Source organism: Acidianus infernus (assembly GCF_009729545.1).
Taxonomy (GTDB): Archaea; Thermoproteota; Thermoprotei_A; order Sulfolobales; family Sulfolobaceae; genus Acidianus; species Acidianus infernus.
In genome coordinates this window covers 1,784,764-1,807,630 of the sequence record NZ_WFIY01000004.1, presented here as the reverse complement: position 1 = coordinate 1,807,630, position 22,867 = coordinate 1,784,764, and the positions used below count along the sequence as shown (strand labels likewise).

General features: G+C 35.2%; 24 protein-coding genes and 1 pseudogene. 7 read left to right on the top strand and 18 right to left on the bottom strand.

Annotated features, from left to right (window positions below):
* The first annotated feature begins 11 nt into the window (after positions 1–11).
* Positions 12–1,109 carry an S-methyl-5-thioribose-1-phosphate isomerase gene (locus tag D1867_RS10375; protein WP_155864068.1) on the top strand — a complete coding sequence of 366 codons (1,098 nt, stop codon included), beginning with the start codon at positions 12–14 and terminating at the stop codon, positions 1,107–1,109.
* Positions 1,110–1,241: 132 nt separating this feature from the next.
* On the opposite strand, the gene D1867_RS12495 is transcribed toward D1867_RS10375, so the two are convergent.
* Genes D1867_RS12495 through D1867_RS12260 form a run of 3 tightly spaced genes read right to left on the bottom strand, consistent with a single transcriptional unit; the run spans position 1,242 to position 3,808 of the window.
* Positions 1,242–1,865, bottom strand: coding sequence for a hypothetical protein (locus D1867_RS12495; RefSeq protein WP_240872230.1), 624 nt, complete (start codon positions 1,863–1,865; stop codon positions 1,242–1,244).
* Positions 1,866–1,881: 16 nt separating this feature from the next.
* A complete protein-coding gene (locus D1867_RS12490; protein ID WP_240872229.1) occupies positions 1,882–2,310 on the bottom strand; it encodes a hypothetical protein in 429 nt (142 codons plus the stop codon).
* Between the two features lies 1 nt (position 2,311).
* On the bottom strand, positions 2,312–3,808 hold the full coding sequence (locus tag D1867_RS12260) for a hypothetical protein (RefSeq protein WP_205737152.1): 1,497 nt from the start codon (positions 3,806–3,808) through the stop codon (positions 2,312–2,314).
* A gap of 637 nt (positions 3,809–4,445) precedes the next feature.
* Between D1867_RS12260 and D1867_RS10360 the strand changes: the two genes are divergently transcribed.
* Positions 4,446–5,621, top strand: coding sequence for a purine-cytosine permease family protein (locus tag D1867_RS10360; protein ID WP_155864067.1), 1,176 nt, complete (start codon positions 4,446–4,448; stop codon positions 5,619–5,621).
* A gap of 50 nt (positions 5,622–5,671) precedes the next feature.
* Here D1867_RS10360 and D1867_RS10355 read toward each other — a convergent pair whose 3' ends face one another.
* The 3 genes from D1867_RS10355 to D1867_RS10345 are packed head-to-tail and all read right to left on the bottom strand — an operon-like array spanning position 5,672 to position 8,039.
* Positions 5,672–6,547 (bottom strand): hypothetical protein, encoded by an 876-nt coding sequence (locus D1867_RS10355; RefSeq protein ID WP_155864066.1) that lies wholly within the window; start codon positions 6,545–6,547, stop codon positions 5,672–5,674.
* Complete coding sequence (locus D1867_RS10350) at positions 6,532–7,230, bottom strand: lycopene cyclase domain-containing protein (RefSeq protein WP_155864065.1); 699 nt, start codon at positions 7,228–7,230, stop codon at positions 6,532–6,534. The genes D1867_RS10355 and D1867_RS10350 overlap by 16 nt, the downstream gene beginning before the upstream one ends.
* Positions 7,200–8,039: a phytoene/squalene synthase family protein gene (locus D1867_RS10345; protein ID WP_155864064.1), complete on the bottom strand. Its 840-nt coding sequence runs from the start codon at positions 8,037–8,039 to the stop codon at positions 7,200–7,202. Before D1867_RS10345 ends, D1867_RS10350 begins: the two co-directional genes overlap by 31 nt.
* A gap of 124 nt (positions 8,040–8,163) precedes the next feature.
* On the opposite strand from D1867_RS10345, the gene D1867_RS10340 reads away from it, so the two are divergent.
* Positions 8,164–8,631 (top strand): sterol desaturase family protein, encoded by a 468-nt coding sequence (locus D1867_RS10340; protein ID WP_155864063.1) that lies wholly within the window; start codon positions 8,164–8,166, stop codon positions 8,629–8,631.
* Entirely contained in the window at positions 8,628–10,037 is a 1,410-nt protein-coding gene (locus tag D1867_RS10335; RefSeq protein ID WP_155864062.1) for a phytoene desaturase family protein, read from the top strand. Before D1867_RS10340 ends, D1867_RS10335 begins: the two co-directional genes overlap by 4 nt.
* A gap of 132 nt (positions 10,038–10,169) precedes the next feature.
* Here the strand turns inward: D1867_RS10335 and D1867_RS10330 are convergent, their stop codons facing one another.
* The 3 genes from D1867_RS10330 to vapB all read right to left on the bottom strand — a co-directional run bounded on the left by D1867_RS10330 (position 10,170) and on the right by vapB (position 11,819).
* On the bottom strand, positions 10,170–10,820 hold the full coding sequence (locus D1867_RS10330; protein WP_205737151.1) for a hypothetical protein: 651 nt from the start codon (positions 10,818–10,820) through the stop codon (positions 10,170–10,172).
* A gap of 401 nt (positions 10,821–11,221) precedes the next feature.
* On the bottom strand, positions 11,222–11,584 hold the full coding sequence (locus D1867_RS10325) for a type II toxin-antitoxin system VapC family toxin (protein WP_338078130.1): 363 nt from the start codon (positions 11,582–11,584) through the stop codon (positions 11,222–11,224).
* A gap of 22 nt (positions 11,585–11,606) precedes the next feature.
* A complete protein-coding gene (vapB, locus tag D1867_RS10320) occupies positions 11,607–11,819 on the bottom strand; it encodes a type II toxin-antitoxin system VapB family antitoxin (protein WP_155864059.1) in 213 nt (70 codons plus the stop codon).
* A gap of 186 nt (positions 11,820–12,005) precedes the next feature.
* Here vapB and D1867_RS10315 point away from each other — a divergent pair, with 186 nt between their 5' ends.
* Genes D1867_RS10315 through D1867_RS10305 form a run of 3 tightly spaced genes read left to right on the top strand, consistent with a single transcriptional unit; the run spans position 12,006 to position 14,652 of the window.
* On the top strand, positions 12,006–12,995 hold the full coding sequence (locus tag D1867_RS10315; RefSeq protein ID WP_240872227.1) for an ABC transporter substrate-binding protein: 990 nt from the start codon (positions 12,006–12,008) through the stop codon (positions 12,993–12,995).
* Positions 12,996–13,994, top strand: a complete 999-nt coding sequence (locus tag D1867_RS10310; protein WP_155864057.1) for a FecCD family ABC transporter permease — start codon at positions 12,996–12,998, stop codon at positions 13,992–13,994.
* A complete protein-coding gene (locus tag D1867_RS10305) occupies positions 13,975–14,652 on the top strand; it encodes an ABC transporter ATP-binding protein (protein WP_338078039.1) in 678 nt (225 codons plus the stop codon). The genes D1867_RS10310 and D1867_RS10305 overlap by 20 nt, the downstream gene beginning before the upstream one ends.
* Positions 14,653–15,227: 575 nt before the next feature.
* Here the strand turns inward: D1867_RS10305 and cobM are convergent.
* From cobM to D1867_RS10260, 9 genes and pseudogenes are all read right to left on the bottom strand, one after another.
* Positions 15,228–15,989 (bottom strand): annotated as a pseudogene (gene cobM / locus D1867_RS10300) (precorrin-4 C(11)-methyltransferase); the annotation flags it as partial.
* The gene (locus D1867_RS10295) at positions 15,979–16,641 is read right to left on the bottom strand and encodes a cobalt-factor II C(20)-methyltransferase (RefSeq protein ID WP_155864055.1); all 663 of its coding nucleotides are present in this window, start codon (positions 16,639–16,641) and stop codon (positions 15,979–15,981) included. The pseudogene cobM and the gene D1867_RS10295, both read right to left, overlap by 11 nt.
* On the bottom strand, positions 16,638–17,210 hold the full coding sequence (gene cbiT / locus D1867_RS10290) for a precorrin-6Y C5,15-methyltransferase (decarboxylating) subunit CbiT (RefSeq protein WP_155864054.1): 573 nt from the start codon (positions 17,208–17,210) through the stop codon (positions 16,638–16,640). Before cbiT ends, D1867_RS10295 begins: the two co-directional genes overlap by 4 nt.
* Positions 17,210–18,253, bottom strand: coding sequence for a cobalt-precorrin-5B (C(1))-methyltransferase CbiD (gene cbiD, locus D1867_RS10285; RefSeq protein ID WP_155864053.1), 1,044 nt, complete (start codon positions 18,251–18,253; stop codon positions 17,210–17,212). The genes cbiT and cbiD overlap by 1 nt, the downstream gene beginning before the upstream one ends.
* Complete coding sequence (locus tag D1867_RS10280) at positions 18,237–18,998, bottom strand: precorrin-3B C(17)-methyltransferase (protein WP_155864052.1); 762 nt, start codon at positions 18,996–18,998, stop codon at positions 18,237–18,239. Before D1867_RS10280 ends, cbiD begins: the two co-directional genes overlap by 17 nt.
* Positions 18,991–19,998 (bottom strand): precorrin-8X methylmutase, encoded by a 1,008-nt coding sequence (locus tag D1867_RS10275; protein ID WP_476691487.1) that lies wholly within the window; start codon positions 19,996–19,998, stop codon positions 18,991–18,993. Before D1867_RS10275 ends, D1867_RS10280 begins: the two co-directional genes overlap by 8 nt.
* Before the next feature lie 202 nt (positions 19,999–20,200).
* Positions 20,201–20,887: a cobalt-precorrin-7 (C(5))-methyltransferase gene (locus D1867_RS10270; protein WP_155864050.1), complete on the bottom strand. Its 687-nt coding sequence runs from the start codon at positions 20,885–20,887 to the stop codon at positions 20,201–20,203.
* Between the two features lie 3 nt (positions 20,888–20,890).
* Positions 20,891–21,865 (bottom strand): cobalt-precorrin 5A hydrolase, encoded by a 975-nt coding sequence (gene cbiG / locus D1867_RS10265; RefSeq protein ID WP_155864049.1) that lies wholly within the window; start codon positions 21,863–21,865, stop codon positions 20,891–20,893.
* A gap of 69 nt (positions 21,866–21,934) precedes the next feature.
* A complete protein-coding gene (locus tag D1867_RS10260) occupies positions 21,935–22,849 on the bottom strand; it encodes a zinc ribbon domain-containing protein (RefSeq protein WP_155864048.1) in 915 nt (304 codons plus the stop codon).
* Positions 22,850–22,867 lie beyond the last annotated feature (18 nt).

Below are 22,867 nucleotides of genomic sequence, written 5' to 3'. Positions count from 1 at the left end.
ATAGTATATTCATGAAAGTCTCATTAAAGGAACTAAAAGAGAACTTTAACCCTAAACTAAAGCCAATTATATGGAATGATGATAAGAATACTTTAACCCTCCTAGACCAATCTGCCTTACCTTTTGAAACTACTTATATAGAATTAAAAGATCCAGAAGGAATTTCTTCTGCAATAAAACTCATGAAAGTTAGAGGAGCTCCTGCAATAGGAATTACTGCAGCATACGGAATGGTGACAGCATTAACTTCAGATACTCCTTCAACGTTAGAAGAAGCAATAGAAAAATTAACTAAAGCTAAAAAAGTTCTGGATCAAGCAAGGCCTACAGCAGTCAATTTAACGTGGGCTACTTCAAATATGCTAAACAACGCAAATAGGTACATAGAACAAGGAGAAGCTAAGAGCGTTAATGAGCTAATATTACTCCTAAAAAGAGATGCTAAAAAGGTCTTCGATGACGAACTGGAGGCAGAATTACAGATGGGAATATATGGCTTAGAAAAAATAAACGACGGAGATACGATACTTACGCAATGTAATGCTGGAGGCTTAGCTACTGGAACTGGATTAGGAACTGCTTTAGCGCCAGTTAAGGTTGCACACATGCTCGGAATTAAGGTTTCGGTAATTGCACCAGAAACAAGACCTTGGCTACAAGGAAGCAGACTTACAGTCTATGAATTAATGACTGACGGCATTCCAGTAACATTAATTGCCGACACTGCTGTAGGACTTGTTATGTATAAAGGAATGGTGAATAGCGTTATGGTAGGGGCAGATAGGATATTATCTGATGGTCATGTTTTTAATAAAATAGGCACTTTCAAAGAGGCAGTAATTGCTCATGAGCTGGGAATTCCGTTCTATGCTTTAGCACCTATCTCTACTTTTGACTTAAAGAGCAGGGTTGATGACGTTAAAATAGAAGAAAGAGATCCTGACGAAGTTAGGACAATTAGAGGTATACCTATTGCTCCTGAAGGAGTTAAGGTTTATAATCCAGTCTTTGATGTAACTCCACCAAAGTATGTTACTGCAATAATAACTGAGAAAGGAATAATATATCCTCCATTTGATAAAAATATAAGAAAAATTGTTGAAAAATAAAATTTGTATTTCTATTATATTTTTAAAATTAAAGTTTTAAATTATATACTTATTGTAGCTTTATGCATTCATGATTGGAGAATATAACAAAATATAATAATATTGTAACTTGTTCTATAGTAATATAGCTAATTAATACAGATTAGAATTAAGTTTCTTAAATTTCTCCCTTCTATACTCAACTTCCTCTATTTCCTCCCATTTTATCTTTCTCTTATTTCTTACATCTTCATAAAGAACAATCATCTTTGGAAAATCGTTTATTTCATTAACCTTAACTTCCGCTAAGCCAGTTAACACTTTTAATACGTTTACCAACTCAGGAGACTTAAAAGGAATTTTCCTTCTTAAAAATTCCTTAACCACTCTGTAAAACTCCTCATAATAGTCCCCTGGAGATAAAACATACCTGCCGCCTTCTGGAGGATATAAATGAATTCCATAAGTAATTAATCCGCCTCTAACAACTTCAAAAGGATGACCTCCACAAGAGGATTCACTGCTTAACCATTTCTTAAACGCTATTACATCATCTAGAGGTAATTCCATCATTCCACAGTCCCTTCCATCAGCGTAACGCCTATATAGGTCTTTCAATTCACCTCTGATATCAAAACCTAGTACCTCATAAATAACTTTTACTGTTCTGAGGTAATCTCCTAGACTTATATCTCTTTCAATTCTCCTGCTTAAATTATCCTTATATTCCTTCAGCAATTTCTTGGCTTCTTCAATAGTTATTGTAGGATCTTTCACGTACTTTAGCTTGACTTTACCTTTCTATATAATCAGTCGTTATTATTAATCCCCTATTAATTTGAAACTTAGAAAAAGATATCGCTCTTAATAATAAATTCTTAATAAATTTATCAGCTTCTTTATTTCCTCTTTTTATCTCTATTTTACCCCTAGTATTTATGAATATTTCGTAAGTATCGTATTTTTTAAGATAAGCTAAACCTATAGGTATAAATCTTATTATAGAGTTCTTTAACTTGACGGGACAGAAGAAGTTATAGTAAATTTTTGCATAGTCGTTTTCTCTAGTGGGATAAGCTAAATCTTCTAACTCCTTTGCTAAATTATAAAGCTCGTCGCTTTCATAAGTAGGAGGATTAATATAGTTTGCATCTATTTTATATATAACTAACGGATAAGATTTTATTATCCCTAAAATTTCCTTTACGTCTTCATCAAGCATATTACAAAATCTGGCTTAAAATTGGGGACGTAATTGAAACTATCTTAAGAACTAGTACAGAGATTACGGCTTCAGTTACTAAAATTATGCATAGATTGAGCTTACCTTTAAGAAGAATGAAAAATCCAGAAATAAAGGACAGAGGAAATGATGCAAAATATAAAGCTAAAATTTCTGAAATATTTAGATTACGTCTAAATAACAATATTAAAACTGCAGATACTAGGCTGAAGGCAATATAAATATAATTCCTCAGCAGGACATCATCTAGAGTTAATAATAATGCAAATATAACGAATACTATGTTTCTCCCTATGTTAAAATCTCTTACACTAAAAACCATTCCTAGAAAAGCTCCAATAATATAAAATATTACAGAGTATACAGAATAATGCATCTCAATATAAAAGAAAAGAGGTATAAATACAAATAATGAAGAAAGCTTTTGTACTGCAGAAAGACCAACGAAAGGATTAACTAACGACATTATTGAAGCAAAAAACGGATATATACTAGTCTTCAATTTAGGTAAAGATATTATAATTGATGATAAAACGATTATTAAGAAAATTTCTAAATTAAATAGGAAGAATTTGTATGCAATGAAATCCAGCGCTAGGGAGATAATAAACTGTGAATATTTATCAATAAATGAAATTATCAACTTATAATATCCACGTAATATATTTAGAATAAAAAGGAAAATTATTGAAATAGAGATTATTTCTTCTTGAATATATTCGCCTTTCATAATAAAATATATCGATGAGAATAAAGGTAAAAGAATGTAAAGGAAAATCTCTCTCTTCATAATAGCATCGTATAACGAAGAAAATGAAAGAAAAGGATTAATAAAGGATAAAGCTGAAGGTACATAATTTAGGAACTTTAGTCTTCTGAATTTACTCACATATTTTATTGATATAATAGCAAAATATGGATAAAAAGGAGAAAATAATAATGAGACTAAAGGAGAGAAAGAAACTATGGCAGGTATAAAGAATGATAATTTAAAGTAAAAAGCCAATGCTGACAAGTAAATTACTGCAGAAGTCCTCAAGGAAATCTTGCCTTCAATTATTGCAGAAATTACTCCCGCTATTAAGAGGAAATATGCAATGTTACTATATCCCTCATTCATCGTTAATGCGCCTAATATCAAGAACATAATCCCGGAAATTATCAGTCCTCTTTTTTCCAATGCTCCAGCTAGAAATAATATAAGATAATTTTGGGTTAAAAGGGAAAATAAAGTAGCTAAGGAAAAAGAGATTGAGAATTTTCTATCTATATAGAGAAGAGGAAATGCGAGCAAAGTTATTAGAGCATGAAATGGAGAAAAAAGTAGCAAAACTGAGGAAACGAAAGGCGGGAAATACTTTAATCTTAGAAGAATTCCGAATGAAATTATTGTAAGCAAATATAAACAATAATGAGGAAAGAAAGATGATATAAATAATAACGCACTTAGAATAATTTCCAATCTTAGCTTGTCCACATAAAAATAATGTTAGTAAGTATTTAAAAACTATCGACAGGTTTCCAACCCATCATGAGGCATTTCAAGTACGAAGCACAGAAGAGAGTTCTTAGTCTATGCTTCAATGTGAAGAATAAAGGTACTTAGAACACATTTTATTATTCTTTTATTAAGATTTTAATTGATATACAATAATATTACTTCTTTACTTACAATTTAAACCATTATTGCATTAAATATTCCTCGTCTCTAACTTCCTTTTTCTTAAACTTCCCTACGACTTATATCTCTAGCAGCCGCTCCCCCACCTCATTGGATTGACTCGCGTGTTGGTGCTCTACTCCTTGCATATTCAAGGAGATGATGGGGAGGGAAGAGTTTAGACTATTGCTCATTCTCTTGTTCTCAAGTGACATATTCACAGAGAATTTTCCATCTGGTAGAAACGCTTATTTACACTAAGGAGGTGATTTTGGGTCTACCGTTTAGGGCGTGCAGGAGGTCAGATATATTCCGCTTTGCATAAAAACTTCCTTGATTAAAAATAAGAAAGAACTGAAAGTAACATTACTTCCTCATTATTATTTATACATATAGGCTATAAATCAATTTTAGCCTAGAATAATTTTAATATATATGTGGAACACATGTTCGTATGTCTGTAAAACCACGTTCGATCTTAACGCTTTGGTTCTCATCCAATACTGCAGTAGCAAAGTATGCAATTGGTTTAATACCGGCAGTATTAGGCCTTTCACCTCTTTTAACAATAATTTCACTCTTGTTAGGAAACCTCTCAGCTTCTATAGTCTTAGGAATAGCAACTTCTATGGGGCCTAAATTCAATAAAGAACAAATAAGGATATCTGAGGACGTGTTTAACAAGGGTTGGAAGACGTTCTCATTTCTTAACTTCCTCAATACTTTAGGCTGGTTTATAGTCAACGTAACCTTAGGAGGATTCGCTCTTTCAGTACTTACAAATAATATAGTATTAGGAGGTATAATAATAGTAATAACTGATATATTTGTAGTAATTTTTGGATCTTCATTCATTCATAAATTTGAGAGTTACGCTAGCGTTCTGTTAATTCTTTTAGGAATTTTCGTAACACTTGATGTTACAGCAAAGAGTATACATACTCCTACAGGAAGCTCAATTTCATCTTTTTGGTTAGTTTTCCTAACTTCCTTCGGTGCAATATTAAGCTGGTCACCTTATGCAAGTGATTATAGTAAAGGAATCAACTTAAATCTAAAGAAATCTTTACTTTACACATCCTTTGGAGTAACTATTCCGAGCGTTTGGTTAAGTTATATTGGTTATCTTAGCGCATTAGCAATAGGAAAGGCTTCGCCAATTGCTGACGTTTTAGGAGTTTTAGGTAAATATTCCATTGCAGGAGTAGCAATAATGATTTTAGGAATTGTATCAGCAGATGCGTTAAACCTCTATACAAATACAGTAGCATTAACGTCTATAGTTAAGACGAATAAGAGGATAGCAACTTTAATAGCAGGAGTTTTAGGGTTCGTGATTTTTTACTTCATTTATCAAGATTTTCTAAACTTTCTGATAAATTTCCTCAGTAGTCTAGGTTATTGGATTTCTCCTTGGATAGGCATATTAATAGCATACACAATGAAGAAAAAAGATTGGAAAATAGCATGGTTATCTTTTGCCACTGCTATAATTTTAGGTTTACCTTTCATGAACCTTAAACAGTATGGAATACCTTATGAAGGGCCAATATCAAGTATTTTAGGAGGAATAGATGTTTCTCAAATAATTATGCTCATAGTCTCAATTATAATGTATATAATTCTCTGAGAATGTGGAAGATATTGCAAAATAAAATTCTTAAATTATCCATCATTATACTATCCCCAAAGGAGATAGTTAAGATATATTTCGTTAACGAAGGATCTATAAAATCTCAACTTACCGAAACCTAGGCTAGCTCCCCTTTCCTCGTCTATTCTAAAGTTCACGATTTCCATATCATTTCTCATCTTCATTGAAAGGTAAACGTCTTCATAACCATTTATGAAGGTTTCATCGAAAACTTTACCGTTTATCACCCTTCTATTTAAAACCATGAAGCTTCCTGCGTTAATGAATGAATCTTTCACTTCTCCAGCAAAGTTCTTCATTAATCCTATCATTGAATCTATTATAGTAAGGGTTTTGACTCCCAGCTTCGCACCGTATTTCATTTGAAGGTAGCCGTAAACTTCTGCAGGGGGTATTCTCATAAACTTTCCAATAAAGTACATTCCCTTCAAGAAGTATGGTTTCACCTCAATCAAAGAAACCTTATAAGAATGGTATCTAGAAGGTTTAGCTAAAACCATTCCCTTGTTTGACGTTGAAAGTTCGTCCTTCAATTTCTTAAAGCTGTCTATACCGTGAACATCATCGTTAGATATCACGACCCAACGAGGTGAGCTCTCTAAAGCTACCGACACCCCTTTGTTAACGCTCCTAGCGTAGTTAAAGAAATTCCCTTTACTTTCAACCATTACAATCTTAGCTCCGGAGAATATTCTCATTGATTCCTTAGCGCGTTGACTTTCAACGTCAGCCGTAGGTATCACTACAGCTACATCATCATTACCCGTTTGAAACACTTTCATCTGTGCTGTTTCTCTTTTTCTCATCCATTCTATTATAGAATTCCTATCTAGGGAATATATTTTCTCCACAACTGAAGGATCTTCGCTTGAAAACATGTTCTCGATCATGCGGAATTCCAAAGCTTTACACCCCTTCTATAAAATAGAGTATAGAAATTTATCATCGAAAATGAGTATATTGCATCCTCAATTGGGATTGTGAATATTCTTATCCCTAAAATTGAATGAGGACCGTAAATGACCACCGGTAGTGAAGTCAAGAAATAGTCGAAGATTAAGAAAGGAATATATGTTAATCCAAGGAATATCCAATAGTTCCTGGATCTGAACATTTCAGGATCAAGGAATTCAACAAGCAGAATTGACAATGACGCATAAATCAATACTATGAAAGTATATGAGAAGCGTGTCAAAAATAAGTCTATTACGAGAAGAAGCGAAGCTATTAATATCATCAATTTTCTTGTAATCCAATTAAGTTCCCTGTCGCTTACCTTAGCCATTACAAAATCGTATATTAAAAGGGTAGCAAATGGCGTAACAATGAAGAAAAGGACCTCCTCTATGGGGAGATCAATAATTCGAATACCTAAGATCCACTTAGGATTGAAACTCCAAGAGCCCTTAAGAGTAGCTAAGAAGTCCCATACTATGTAAAGAGGGGCAACTATCCCTATAGAGAATGCCAATGATTTATAGTATCTTTTGACCTTGAAAAGGATTGATATTAGCAAGGCAGGGAAAAATATCATTGAATCAATTTCAACATATGCTAAATGCGGTAGAAATATGTTAATTTCCAAATTGGCACACCTATAAAATTAAACAAACCCCTAATTAGAACTCTTCTCCTTTTGGGTTTTACCTTTATTCTATTTACCACGCAAGGGTCTGCCATTATTTTCATTCCAGTCCACTTATACATATCCGCGGCGGTCTTAATTGGAATCAAATATCTAACGGGTATCATTTGGTATCCTATTTCAGCTTCCTTTTGAAAGGAGAAATACCTCTTTAAGTTAAATCTAATGAATTCCTTGAATGCTTCGTTGCACTCCCCTAGACTTGAAACCTTAAATTCCTTCATTTCATTAACAGGTAAGTATTGCCTTCCCATTTCCATGTCCTCTTTCACGTCTCTAATGAAGTTTAGATATTGCATTGCTCTACCTAACATTCTAGCATAGTATGCAGCTTCGTCCCTTAAGTTAAGTATTTTCATCATCATAAGGCCCACTACCTCCGCAGAGCCATACATGTAACTTAACGTCTCGTCTATCGTATAGTATACTTTCTTCTTCAAGTCACTCTCCATAGAGTTTAAGAATGCCTCAACCCATTCCTCTTTAAATCCTTTTCTCCTCATTAACTCAACGAAGTTTGATATTACTACATTTGCACCAGAGCCTTTATCAAGTTCCTTATAATATAACTCTCTTAATGCGTAAAATTCTTCTACCTTCTGTGGAACAGAGTCGACTAGATCATCAAAAACCCGGACGAAGGCATAAAGTTTTGTAACATCGCTCCTAATCTCTCGAGGGAATAGGAGCGTGCTATTGTAGTAAGTTGTGCTGGACTTCTTGAAAATGGTGTTAAGTATATTCTCCATGGCTATATTTATCTAAATATCCAGATTAAGTAATAGCGTAAAGAAATTTCTTACGGTTGTTTAAAAGGGAGAATTAAAATTCAACTAATAAATCCTTTTATACTATCTTTCTCCTCTTTAATATATGTTAGAAACGTTAGAGCTCACTTTGATTGGAGTCCTCTCCTTCTTAGGAATGGAATTCTTAGCTAGGCTCCTTCATAAGTACGTAATGCACGGAGCTCTTTGGTTCCTACACGAGGATCATCATAGGGAGAAACAAGCTGAACTTGAAAAGAACGATGCATTTGGAATAATTTTCGCTGGTATTGCAATACTCTTGTTTGTTGAGTGGTTGAGAACTGGAAATCCGCTTCCTTTTGCAGTTGCTTTAGGAATGACAGCTTACGGTGCAGCTTACGTTTTCGTGCATGACATGATAATACATGATAGACATCTACATCTACGTTCTTGGGGTTTAAAACATCAACCTTTTAGGGAGTTAATACTTGTTCACGACGTACATCATCGCGAAGGTAGAGGAAATTGGGGTTTCCTTCTGGTAATAAGAGGAATAGATAAGATACCGGAAGAAGCGAGGCAGAAAGCATGAAAGTAGTAATAGTAGGAGCTGGAATAGGAGGACTTTCAACTGCACTTTATTTGAGCAAGAAGGGAGAGGAAGTAACTGTAATAGAAAAGTTAGATCAGCCTGGCGGAAGGGCTAGAAGTTTCTCATATGAGGAATTCTCATTTGACATGGGACCTTCATGGTATCTAATGCCTGAAGTCTTCGAAAAATTCTTCCATGAGGTAGGAGAGGAACCTCCTCAAATAATGAAACTTAACCCTTTATTTTCTTTATATACAGGGAAGTTGAATGTTCTAGAGAGAAAAGAGGAATTTTATGATGACCTTTCTCAGTTTAAGGACTTTGAAAGTTACTTGGAAGACACTCAATTCATGTATAATCTAGCCATGGAGAAATTTCTATTTAAGGAGGTAAAATTTTCAGATTTCCTTGATCCAACAATAATAAAAAACTTAAAGAGGTTCCCAATATTTACCAGCTTGGATTCGTTTAACAGGAAATATTTCTCCGACGATTTCTTATTGAAGGCTTTAGATTTCTCCTCAGTTTTTCTTGGCGGATCTCCATTTAATATTCCAGCATTTTATGCAATGGTAAATTACGCAATATACGGAAAGGGAGTTTACTATCCTAAAGGAGGATTTGCAGGATACGTAAAGAAGCTATTTGAAGCTTGTAAGAGATCCGGAGTTCAATTCAAGTTCAATCGCGAGGTTAATAAGATAGACGTGGACAACGATAAGGTAATTTCTGTTAGGTCAGGAGAATACGTGGAAAGAGGGGATGTGTTCATATTTAATATGGATTATCATTACGCTGATACCCTGCTCCCTATAGAATACACAATGAGAGGAGAGTCCTACTGGGAGAGAAGAAAACTCTCTCCGTCTGCGATCTTAGCTTATGTTGGAGTTGAAGGAGAAATTAATGCTACACATCACGGAATCTTTATCAACGGAGATTGGAAACTACACTTTGATTCAATTTCCAAGGGAAAAGAACTTGACCCTGAAAATATGTCTTATTATGTAAGTTATAGGAAGGCCACCGACAGCTCTTTGAAGGGAAAGGACTTAGTATTTCTTATACCAACTCCCGCCGGGCTTTCACTTCCAAATTATCAAGTCTATGTCAGGAAAGTAATTGATGACTTCAAGGCAAAGACTAGAAGCAACTTCCAAATAAAATACGAAAAAATATATACAGCTGTGAATTTCGAAGAGGACTATAACGCGTATAAGGGATCTGCCTTCGGATTAGCTCACACTTTAGATCAGACAGGTCCGTTTAGGCTTCCCATGAAAAACAGAAAACTAAAGAATCTTTTCTATGTTGGTCAATATACACAGCCCGGAATAGGAGTTCCGATGGTAACTATATCTGCCATGATCGTGGGAGATAAAGTATTAAACTGGTCTAAAAAATAGAACGCTCATACACTATAGATTTATTTTCATGGAGATGATTTTGGGTCTACCGTAAGGGGCGAGGCTTTCCGCCCCATCTCTATAGGAAGCTTGTTTTAAGTTGATTCTTTTTCCTTCCTTCTCAATTTTTAGTTATATCAAATTGATTATTTCTTCCACGTCATTTATTTCAAAGGCCTCTGGAGTAAAACTTCCTTGAGTTATCGGAACGTATTCTATCGAATCCCTAGTCTTTACTTCCACGTCCTTAAGTTTAAAAAGTAACTGAGGATCTTCTAAATCCTCCTTCCAAAAGTGGATATGAAAACCCCTTTTAGTAGTTATAACAAGCCTAGGCTTTAATCCCTTCATCTGCTCTAACACTTTAGGGTCTTTAGAGTCCACGTCTATCATGAAAATCTTAAAATCTATGTGCCTAGGAAGCTCAGAGTATAATATCATGGAAATATCAGGCTTTCTTTCGCACTCATGCATATACCTTATTACTGTCTCCTTTGATACTTTAGAAATATTGACAGGATTAAGTACATGCATTATTTTTATCCATTCTTTCCTTATTTTTATTCCCCTAACTTCAAACTCAACGTTATCCCTTATTGCTGATAATATTTTGACAGCTTTTAAGGGCTCGACACCCCATAACCTGTAAAGCACTTTATCTATCTTTAGCCCCTGTTCTTTAGCCTCCCTACACCTAGAAATTAAATAAAAGAGATAAGTCTCCTTCTCGTTTGGCTTTGGTAAGTATGAGTTAAAATACTCCTCAACTGTTAGTTTCCTCATCAAAAGAAAGTAAATTAAACCCGGTAAAATTCTCAACTACGTGCATGAGATTAATAATAAGCAATATATTTTTCAATTAAAAGGTATTTATATAAGTACCAAAACAAATGGAAGATCTCCTTAAAAAAGATGAGGGGGTATTACTCATTCCCTATGTCTCTGCCCTGAAGTTAAAGTAAATCTATATAAAGAGAAATAAACAGAACTACTAGGAGAGAAATATCTTGAAAAGAAAGATTCAAGCGTCGGAAAAAGTAATTTGTGCCTCAAGGCTTATACTGAAAAGAGGTTTAGAGTACTATATCTGATAATGAGCAATGTAATATTCGCATAAGGTTAAGGCTCCAGCGCAAGCTAGAGGAAGTTGAAAGGTTCGTAAAAACGTGATGAAGGTACTATGGTTATTTGATGTTAATTACTTCTATTCCCATTTTCCCTGCTACTTTGGCTTGCTTTACGTCTAAGGTTGCAAGACTCAAATTTAAGTCCTCGGCTAAGGCTAAGTATAATGCGGAGTAAGTATTTATTCCGTATTTTATAGCTAGCTTAAAGGCTTTCTCGAGATAATATTTACTCTCGTAAATCTTCATTGAGTTTGCAAATTCATTTAATGCTTCAAAAAGCTTATTTGCCACTTCCTCGTCTATTACTTTCCTCTTCCTAGCATTAGTTATTGCGTTTAACGTTTCCATGACTGCAATATCTAGGGTTGAAGAATTAGGAATTAATTCTGCAAGTTTCTCCCAATCGCTTTGTTTTAATATAACAGCAGAAAGGAGGGTCCCATCAATTACTATTCCTATTTTTCACCACCTCTTTAGCTCCTTCATAAGAGAAATTTAACGACTTGAGTATTTCCATGGCTTTCCTTGCGTGCTCTTGTCTTTCTAACTCCTCTATTTTCTCGGAAACGAATTCCCTTATGATGGAATTCCAATTAACATTATACTTAACCATTTTTTCCTTAAGATCTTTTGGTAGCTTTATCAGTTGACTCATACAAGAAATTGTGACGTACAATTTTTAAGGGTTATAGGTTTCAATAAAAGTATTATCTTCTATGAATTTTAAGTAAATAATACGTTAGGTTAAACTTCATTAAAGATAAATTTCCAGTGAAAGTTGATTAAACAAGGTTTTATTTTTAGTTAACTTTATAATATGGATAGGCTATACAAGTATCTCATGAATCTAAAAATTGTTGGTTTGGCAATCGTAATCCTTGTAGTAATTGGGGGAATTGCGGTTTACGAAGTAATGAAGAAGACAACAACTGCTAATGAAACATACCCCACCACTAGTGGAACCTCCTCAGTAAAACTTAGAATAGTATCATTAACCCCTAGCGATACACAAGATCTAATAGCCTTAGGTTTAGGGAAGTACATTGTAGGACTTGATCGGTATTCATACACAATACTACAATTGGTGAATAAGACCTCTTGCATACCTAGTAATGTTACTGTATTTCCGCAAATTTATCCAGTAAACATTTCCGGACTCATTGAGCTTAATCCTACAGTAATTGTAGGAGAAAAAGATTTACTTTATGAGTGCATAAACTCTTTGCAAAAGGCCGGCTTAAAAACATACTTGACAAACGCAGACTACGCATCTAACTTCTATCAAATTGAAAGTTGCATATGCTCCTTAGGTAAATACTTTAATGAGACTAACGCTTCAAAAGAGCTCGTAAACTGGATGAACTCTAAGTTACAAGAATTCTCGTCCTCTGGTAATAAAACTGTAGCTTACATTGACTGGATTTGTCCTAATTATTATTTCTGGACTGCAGGAGGTAACGTTTTCATAAATTCCCTAATACAATTAGGAGGAGGAATTAACGCCTTTGGAGAATGTGTAAATTACGAAGAACTTTGCCCAGGGAAACTTATCGAAGCAAACCCAGATATTCTAGTAGTAAATGTCGTATACAATATTTCATATACTAAGTACTTATTATCTCACATTCCAGGGATTCAAAACGTAACAGCATATAAGGATGGAAACATATACTTCCTTTGTTGCTACTCTTCCTACTTAACAAACGAACCTGGACCTCTGGCTGTTTACGCAGTACTCTTGTTCCACGATATAATTAACGGCACTGCCCCTCACCAAATTACTTGGTCTTGGATATACAACTGCATTAAACCAGAATTGCCGGTGTTTTAAATGAGAAAGAATTACTTCACTCTCTTTTTTATAATAATAACGATTTTTTCATTTCCAATATCGTTCATTCTATCATTAATTTACGGGCAAATTTATATTCCGTTCAAAGAGATTATTTCTCCTCACGGATTTTATTACACTATTCTCTTTAAAATAAGGTTGCCTACTGTTATTGCATCAGCCCTAATAGGGGCTTCCTTGTCCATTGCTGGAGCAATAATGCAACTCCTGCTTAGGAACCCATTAATGGACCCATACGTAAGCGGGACAGCCTCTGGCGGAGCGTTTGGTGCAGTCTTAGCTTACTTTCTCTTAGCTTTTAATCTTCCCTTTAGTTGGTTGGTTTATATTTCTCCTTTGATTGCTTTCTTTTTCTCTCTTTTGGCCACCTTGATTACTTTAGCCATAGGAAAGAAAACCGGAGTATATGGAATAATAATTGGAGGAGTAGTAGTTTCTTATTTGTTCTCATCAATGCTTACAATGTTATTGGAGGCAATAGAATACAAATATCCGCAAGTTCCTCCTCCACTATTCTGGCTATTAGGAGAAATACAAATTGTTGGCTACGAGTTCGATGAGGTTTTAGGCGCTCTGGTTTTCTTATTAATTATCTTGTCAATAATTGAAAGCAGAAAATTAGATTTAGTACACATAAGTGATGAGCTTTCCTTTGCAAAGAAAGTAAATCCTAGTAGATATAGAATGTTGTGGATAATATTCCTAAGTATAATAGTAGGTTTAATAGTGTCTCAAGTTGGAATAATAGGTTTCATAGGAATCATTGTACCTCACATAGTTAGAAGAACTATTGGTGGAAATTCATCAACTCTAATTCCTTTTTCTGCAATTTTAGGTTCATCAATTATGATGTTAAGTAATATAATAGCCAGTGGTGCCTTAGGATTCGTAATCCCAGTAACTGCAATAACCTCAGTTTTGGCATCTCCCATCATTATTTACATCTTGGTGAAGGGTCGTGTTAGTGAAGGGTATTAAAGTAAAGCTAGAAGATAAGGAGATCCTACACGGAATATCTTTTTCAACTGAGGGTGGAATAAACGTTATACTTGGCCCTAACGGCTCTGGAAAGACTACTTTATTGAGAACTTTAATAGGAATGATAAAACCTACTGAGGGTGAAATTCAAATTAATAAGAGAATATCTTACGTGCCGTCTGAGTTCTTCCCTGCACAGATGAGAGTTAAAGACGTGTTGCTTTCTGGGGAAAAGAGAAGAAAAATTGATGATTACATCGAAAATGCTAAGATTTTAGGTGTTGAAGATTTCCTAGATAGAGAATTTTATTCTTTAAGTAGTGGGGAAAAGAGACTAGTTTTAATCTGCAAAGCTTTAACCGAGGGAGACCTAGTAATAATGGACGAACCATTATCTAACCTTGATCTTGCAAACAAAACTAGGATAATGAATATAATGAAGGAAGTTAGCAAAACGAAGGAATTCTTAATAACTTCTCACGAGCTAGACGTCATTAATATTTCCAATAAGGTTATTATAATAAAGAACGGAGAAGTTGTATACCAAGGTAAACCTTCCGATGTAACTGAAGAAGTATTAAGCGAAGTTTATGGAGTAAGGATAAAGAAGTACGAGATAGACGGAAATATAATTTTCGTAGTAAAGAGTTCTTTCTAGGTAGAATTCATTTTAATCTCTATAAATAGACGTTACGGATAGACGTAAAACAAATCTAAATTTTTATCATTTCTAATTAAGAGAAAGTTGAATAATATTTATAAAAAGCGAATTATAGATTACATTAATGTAAAGAGATTAAGGAGATTATAATGAAAAGAATGTTCCATTTCTCCTTAGTACTTATCATTAGTATTTAACAAAATCAATGTTAATAATATTTATAAACTTCTTTCTTCACAACATTTATTCAGACCATAAATGGCAAAGAAAGGAAAGAAATCAAAGGGACAGTCACAGGGCGGAGAAAGCAAACAATAATAACCTAAGGTAATTCTTTCTTATTGTTAAGCTAATCCTCTTTTCTTTTCCGCTATTATTTCCTCAGCTTCTAACCTTAGTTTAGGATTGATCTTACCTTCGGATAATACTTTCTCCATTTTACTTATTAGCTCTTTTTCATTTCCTCTACCTTCTTTTACGGCGTTGATTAATTCCTTTAAGTACTCCTCTGCAAATATTTTATCTACGGAATACCTAGCCTCAAAATACTTTAGTTTATCCTGATTAGCTACCCTAAAGCCGGTATAATGATTTTCATCATATGCACTTGATTTGAACTCAAACTTCTCCGGAGTTAATATCTTTCCTACTATTATTATTGCATCCCTAGTAATTTTCTCCTTTTTAACTTTCTCTGCAATATCCTTTAATGTGCCTTTTATGATCTTTTCTTCTCCTTTCCAAGTAGCCTTATAAACTACTGCTATAGGAGAATCCTCAGAAAGTCCTCCTTCCTTCAGTTCTTTAACAACCTTATCGATTATGTGAACTCCAGTATAAATCACCATTGATGCGCCTTTATTTAAGAATGGGGCATAATCTTTTATCGAACCTTCCATGGGAACCGAGGCTGATGCTCTGGTAATAATTAAAGTCTGAGAAACTCTCGGGAGAGTAAGTTCTATACCTAAAGAGCTTGCTGCAGCAATTGCAGCAGTTATTCCAGGGATTAATTCATAATCAATTCCCTCTTTCTTTATCGCTTGTAACTCTTCGTTTAATGCTCCATAAATTGAAAAGTCTCCAGATTTTAACCTTGCAACTAATTTGCCTTCTTTAGCTTTCTTTATCATTATATTAACAATTTCCTCATGCGTTAGTTCTGCAGTATTTATTATCTCAGCGTCCCTCTTAGCCCAATTTAATATTTCAGGATTTACTAAAGATCCAGCGTAAAGTATTACGTCTGCTTCCTCTATATATTTCTTTGCTTTTACAGTAATTAACTCTGGATCTCCTGGGCCTGAACCTATAAAAGCTACCTTACCTTTCATTTTCTTTCACCTTACATATTAATGTTGAGAAATAATCTTTGTCTTCGTCACCTTTTAACTCATGAATATCCTCTCCTTCCATGTAACATCTCTTAGCATAAATTATATTATAATAAGGAGATAGTAATTCCTTAATTTCCTCAAGGTTCTCATTGGCTTTCATTACCAGTATTGTCTCGAATTTTCCTTTTGCTAACTTAATTAAGTCTAATCTATCTGCAGGAATGATAGCTATAGCCTCGTTTTTTAACGCAAGCGGAATTTTAACTTTTGATGGACAAGCAGTAATAGAACTTATTCCTGGAATTATTTCAATTTTCTGACAGTTAAGGAAGTTAAATAATCTGAAAAACGTACTATAAAGAGTTGCATCTCCTAAAGTTACGAAAGCCGAGACTTTTCTTCCATTTGATTTTTCGCAAATAATTTTTGCTATTTCTTTCAACTCTTCATCTTTAACATCTTTCTTCATTGGAAAACCTAACATGACTATCTCGCCTTTAGTAAATTTCTCAACTATTCTTAAGGCCAAACTTCTATTGGTTCCAGTAGAGTAAGGAACGAATATTACTTCAGCCTCTGATAATATTCTTTGAGCTTTCACGGTAATCAATTCAGGATCTCCTGGGCCTAAACCTATAACGTAAATCAAGGCTTCTCACCGTAAACAATGAAAATAGGATTTCTAGACAACATTGCATATCCCTTCGACGTTTTCATTCCTTTAGCAATAATTACTTCAATTATCTGAGGATTATAATTCATTGAATTAAGAACCTCCATGGCTTTGACTGCAGTCTCTAGAAGTATTGCATCAATGACTATTCTACCTTTCTTCTTCAGAATTTCATTAGAAGCAACCAGACTGTCCTCAAGTCTCTCAGATCCGCCCACAAATATTGCATCAACTTCTTCCCTTATTTCTTTTAATACATCAGGAGATTCTCCTTGTATAATAGTCACATTATGTAAATCAAATTTTTCTACATTTTTCCTAGTTAATTCTACAGCGTTAGGATCTTTCTCTATGGCGTAAACTTTACCTTTGCTTCCAACATATAATCCTGCCTCAACTGTAACACTCCCTGTTCCGCTGCCAATGTCTACAAATTTTGCACCGTGGAAAAGCTTAGCTTTCGATAAAGCTAATACCCTAATTTCCTCCTTAGTCATAGGAATTTTTTCATTTCTTATAAACATTTCATCCGGAATTCCTAACATTATAACTCACCTTCCTTAGCTAAAACTTCACCACTATCTGAAAGTATTATAACGCCAAGCTTAATTCCAAATTTAGATAAGCGGGAAAGGACTCTTTTAGCAACAATCTGCATTACTCTTCTTCTCTCCTCCAGAGTCAAGAATTCTAAGGCTTCTGATATAGTTAAAGACTCTGCAATCCTCTTTAGCTTTTCTAAAGGAACTCCTGCTACTAACGCAGAATAGACTATGCTCTCTATTCTAGCATCACCGAACTTGCTATGAGTATTTAAAAGACCTGCTGAAACTTTAGTAATTTTTCCTGGCAGACTAACTATTACCACATGAGAGAAACCTTCGTCTTTCGCTAATTTTATACTATCTCCAATTCTATCACCTACTTTTACAACAATGTCGCCGTAGATCTTCTTGGCATATTCAAAACTTGTATTACCCGGAGCAAGAACTATCTTATTATTTCCAGTAGCTTTTATTACACACATTTCAGCTTTTATATGCTCTAAATAATCCTCATCACTTACTGGGTATTCGATCCCGGTAGTACCTAATATAGATATTCCGTCCTTAATTCCAACGTCTGGATTCATTGTGTTCTTAGCCAACTCCTCGCCCTTAGGTACTATAATCGTAATTTTTATACCATTAGTAATTACTTCACTTACGGCATCAATTATCATTTGCTTAGCAATAGGACTTATTGACTTCTCACCTATTTCTAACTTTAACCCTGGTCTAGTCACTACTCCTATCCCTTTTCCTCCTAGAATTTGTATTCCAGAAGAAGAAAATTCACTACAAGAAATTATTTCTAGGCCATCAAGAATATCTGGATTATCGCCAGAAAATTTCTTCACTTCAGCACACTTCTTACCTTCTTCCTCAAGATACTTTTCAACTGGAATTTCGATCCTTATTCCTATTGGAGTAGGAACTACTACACTATCCGGTTTTTCTCCTCTTACAAGGTAAATTACTGAAGCCTTTGATGCAGCCGCTGCGGCTGCTCCAGTGGTTATTCCAAATCGTTTAAGAGTTTGAATCAATGACGTGCAGATCGTACCTCCTTTCGTATCCTCTTGGTGTTATTATTTTATTATTGCAAATATAAGACTTTGAATTTCCTACAATAATTGTTGTAATCATGTTTATTTTATTCAAAAACTTTTCCCAAGTAGATAAAGTTGCTATCATAATTTCCTCATCTTCCCTATAAGCTGATTTTACTATACCTACTGGAACATCGGTTCCTTTAACTTCCTTTATAATTCTCATCGCTTCCAATAATAACGGCTTATTTATAGGATTGTACAAGACTATAACAAAGTCCCCTTCTGCAGCCTTCCTCACTCTATTAAGGATTTCCTCTGAAGGAATTAGCAAGTCACTTAGACTAATCACCGCAAAATCCATTGATAATGGCGAGCCCAATTTAGCTGCAACAGCGTTTGCTGCAGTTATTCCAGGAATTATCTGAATCTCTACATTAATATTATTTTTACAAGCCATATCAAAGATTAAACCGGCCATGCCGTAAACTTGTGGGTCCCCGCTAGATACTACCGCAACAGTGTGACCTTGTAAAGCCTTTTCTATTGCAACTTTTGCCCTAAATACTTCTTCCTTCATTTTTGCAGTTATTACTTCCTTACCGTCAGTCAAGTCTTGAATTAACCTAGCGTAAGTAGTATAAGCAACTATAACGTCGCTTTCCTTTATAGCCTTTAGCATTTCTAACGTCCTTGTTTCCTTTCCTCCTGGACCTATACCTACAACGTAAATTTTACCCATTTTTACCACGCGCATAACGAATTATTTCATTCATTATTGATACTGCAATATTACTTCCTCCGTAATTGCCTCTAAGTACTATACAAGGAATATCAGTAGAGATTAACCTCTCCTTTGCCTCAACGGCATTAGTAAATCCAGGGGGAGTCGCAACTATTAAAGGAATTTCAACTCCTTCTTCCTCATGCATTTTTATTGCCTCAACTAATGCGGTTGGAGAATTACCTATAACTACTATCTTAGGTTCCTTTGAAAGTCCTATCCTTATTCCTGCAGCAGTTCTAGTTATCTTTAATTTTTTAGCAAGCTCTACTGCATCGTCTAAATAATTTTCAGCGTTCCACCTCAATCCTGCCTTAACCATCTTAACGTCAGTTAATATTCCTATACCGGACTTTAATGCTGAAACTCCCATCTCTATTGCGTCTTTGCTTATGTAAATATGCCTAGCAATCTCCAAGTTTCCACTTGCATAAACAGCTCTACTTATTATTTCTAGCTCTTCCCCATCCTTTCCAGTTATTTCCCTTACTTTCTGCCTTGATAATTCCATTGAATTCTCTTCTATTTCCTCAGGGTCTTCCAAAAAATTGAAGGAGTTGTCTTTTCTTAATGCTGAAGATATTCTGTAAAGTAACGACAACTTAACTAACGGAGAATCTGCCAAAGGTCTTGTGAAATAAACTTTAAGTTTCTTACCTTCATACTGGGCTTCCACCCATTTGTAAAATTCGTTAACTCCAAAGGAACCCATTATGTCTTTAGCGACGTGATTCCCTCTACCTAAAAAAGCTAGAGCGAATATGAAGTTGTTAATTCCTTTTTCCAGTAAAGATGAAACTAAATTCCTCCAATTTGGTTCAGTAAATTCGTTATGAGATAAATAAACTGGAATTCGTAGCTTGTCTTCAATATATTTTGTTACTCCTTCCATATCTTCAACAAATGTATTCCTTCTTGAGCCGTGAGTTATGATTATAATTGCTGTATCCACATTAATGGATAGCTTATCCAGAATATAAATATGTCTTTTATAAATATTATTCTTTGAACGACTGACTTCCTCCTGAAGGGTTCCCTCCCAAGCGGTTCATCGATTCGGGTAGCTCAGAGCATTAGAAGAGTGAGGACTTTCATTCACCTAGTCCCTTATTGTTAGTTGCTCATACTTGAGCTGGGGAGGAGCGCATTAACGTCTTGGGCTATCCATCCCCTTTCATCCCCTTAACCCCCATCTCTGTAACTGAAGGAACATAAACTATAGTTAAATCCCCAAATTTAATATCCCCTTTTATTATTTCACTACACTTAAATTTCCAGACCTTCTCGTCAGGATATGTTAATTTCTCCATAATTGTTAAAGTTGGGTCTTCTTTCTCAAACTGAAGGGCTATTCTCTTGACGCCATCGGGATAAGGTTCTGGAATAATTAGTAAATCCCTTCCTGTTTTTATCAAGTCCTTAAGCTTTGAATAATTAATTTCTCCCCTTACATGTAACGTTACCACTATAACTTGCGTTAAGTCCCTTTCAACTATTTGTAAAGCTCTAATTATTGATGAAACACCTGGAATTATTTCAAGACTAACCCCATATTCTTTAGCTAACTTTTTCAATTTATCCAAAAGTTGATAGTCAGAAACTGCTGGATCCCCATGATTTAAAAATGCAACCTCTTTATCCTTAGCTAAATTCATAACTTCGCCAAGTAGTTTAGACTCTTCCTTATAATTTAATGGAATCACTTTTTTGCCTTCAGTGTATTTTGAGAACCTTTCTATTACACTTCCCCAACCAGTTACTACTTCAGCATTCTTTATTTTCTCAATGCCCTTTAGGGTTATTAGCTCTGGATCTCCCGGACCTACGCCTATAACGTAAAGAGTCATCTTCTACTCACCAATTGACGCAATAGAAACTGTTACTTCTCCTTTATAAGGGATTTTCCTCAAAATTAACTTGGCGTTCTTACCAGCAGAAATTAACGCACAAGCCTCAGCCACGTTCTTTATGCCTAGCTCCTTCAACTTTTGGCTTTGAGGGGAGAGGCACTCGTCGTTAAAGGAGTTGACTTCCTCCAGCGAAATTAACCTAAATTTAACACCTAGCCTTTCTGCGACTTTCCCCACTTTTTCTCTAACTGAAGAAATCACCTCCACTTGGGATATATCCGCGTTTATCTTATTCAACGCAAACAGAATTGCCTCTTCTATTGTCTTCTCGTCCGCCTCGATCTTACTTCCTACCCCTATGGAGAGTTTTAACGGTTTTAAGTAGACCACATTGTCTGCCTCTTCTCTATCCTCTTCCCCCACCACGATGAAGTACTTACAGTTGTCGCCAATTTTGTATTTGCCCTTAACGTTGGGTAACTTCTTTAGACCTTTTACGCATACCTCTTCTCCCCTTAAAAGGGCTGAAGTCACTTTAACCACGTTCTCCACGTTAAGTATTTTACAGTTGACTAGCCTAGCGAATTCCTCCACGCTTGTAACGTTAGATAGTTCGCTCGCAGTAGTAATTACTGGAATTGATCCCAATAACTTAGCGATTTCCTCTGCGTACTCGTTAGCCCCCCAGTGTGCCCCCAATATTGGTATGACGAACTTCCCTTCATCGTCTATCGCTAGGACTGGTGGGTCTTTATCTTTACTTTGTGCGTACTTGCATATTGTCCTAACTGCCCCGCTTAGCGCCATGGCGAATATTATCCCGTCGTAACACTTCCAAATATTTTTAAAGTTTGCCTCTTTGTAGGAGAAGAGTGAGCAGGGGGTTTCCCTCTTCTTTATTTCCTCGCAAAGCCTCTCCGCAATTTCTTTTTTGCTTGCGTAAATAATGGCGAAACCTCTCCAAGCTCTTTCCATTACTATAGATTTTCAATCAAGGATAAATAAAATGTAGTGAGAAAAGAGACGAATTAAAAAAGAGTTCCTTTATAAACAACCTTCAACTTGGCTTGCTAGTGGTATCATTTGAGACTCGCTAGGAGCCATGTTAATAACAATTACACCAATTTCTTCGTTAGCATTTAATTCTTCCAAAACTCCTAGAGCAGTAACAGAAGTTAAGTTTAGCTGTGAAGCTAAAGTTGAATCCGGATTTTGTGATATCAGAGACCTGGCGAAAGTAGAGTTGGATGTAGACATATAAAGATAAACCATGCCATTATGAATCGACACATTGACGCATATTCCCTCAGCTTTGAAAAACGCTTTTGCAGATAAAATTAGACCGCTATTATTGGATAACTCTGATTTTATTTGATTGTAAGAGTCGTAGATTGGGTTTGGTGTGGTGTTCCAATAAGCTCCTATAACAAGTATGTAAGCCTTATTACCATTAATTGTACCATTAATTAGGGCAAAAACTGCCTTAGAAAAAGTAACATTGCAAGTGGCAGTTAAAGAACTAGTACTTGAGAAAGAATTCGAAATGAAGGGTATATTAGAAATATTTTTAACAGTAATTGTTGTTCCATTTAAGTAACTTACTTTGTATTCTCCGTTTCCCACATATGTTACTGTGCCAGATTGGCATCTGGCAGTAACCCAACTACCGCCAAAGTTGCTCTGTGCAGTAGAAGCTAATGTGGAGATCCCATGAGGTGAAGTTAAAGGTAACACCACTATGAAAACTGCTAGCACAACTATTACAGCTACTACTAAACCTATGATAGCCTTCAGTGGTAATTCTTTTTTTGGTCGTTCCGGAGGAGTTGTAGGAATAGAGGGCGGTTGAGAGTTTGGGCTTGGTTGTTGAAGTATTGTAGGAAGTTGATATCCACACTTCATGCAGAACTTAGCGTCATCAGGGTTTGGATAGCCACACTTTGGACAGTATTTTACCATATAACATGTTACTTATTT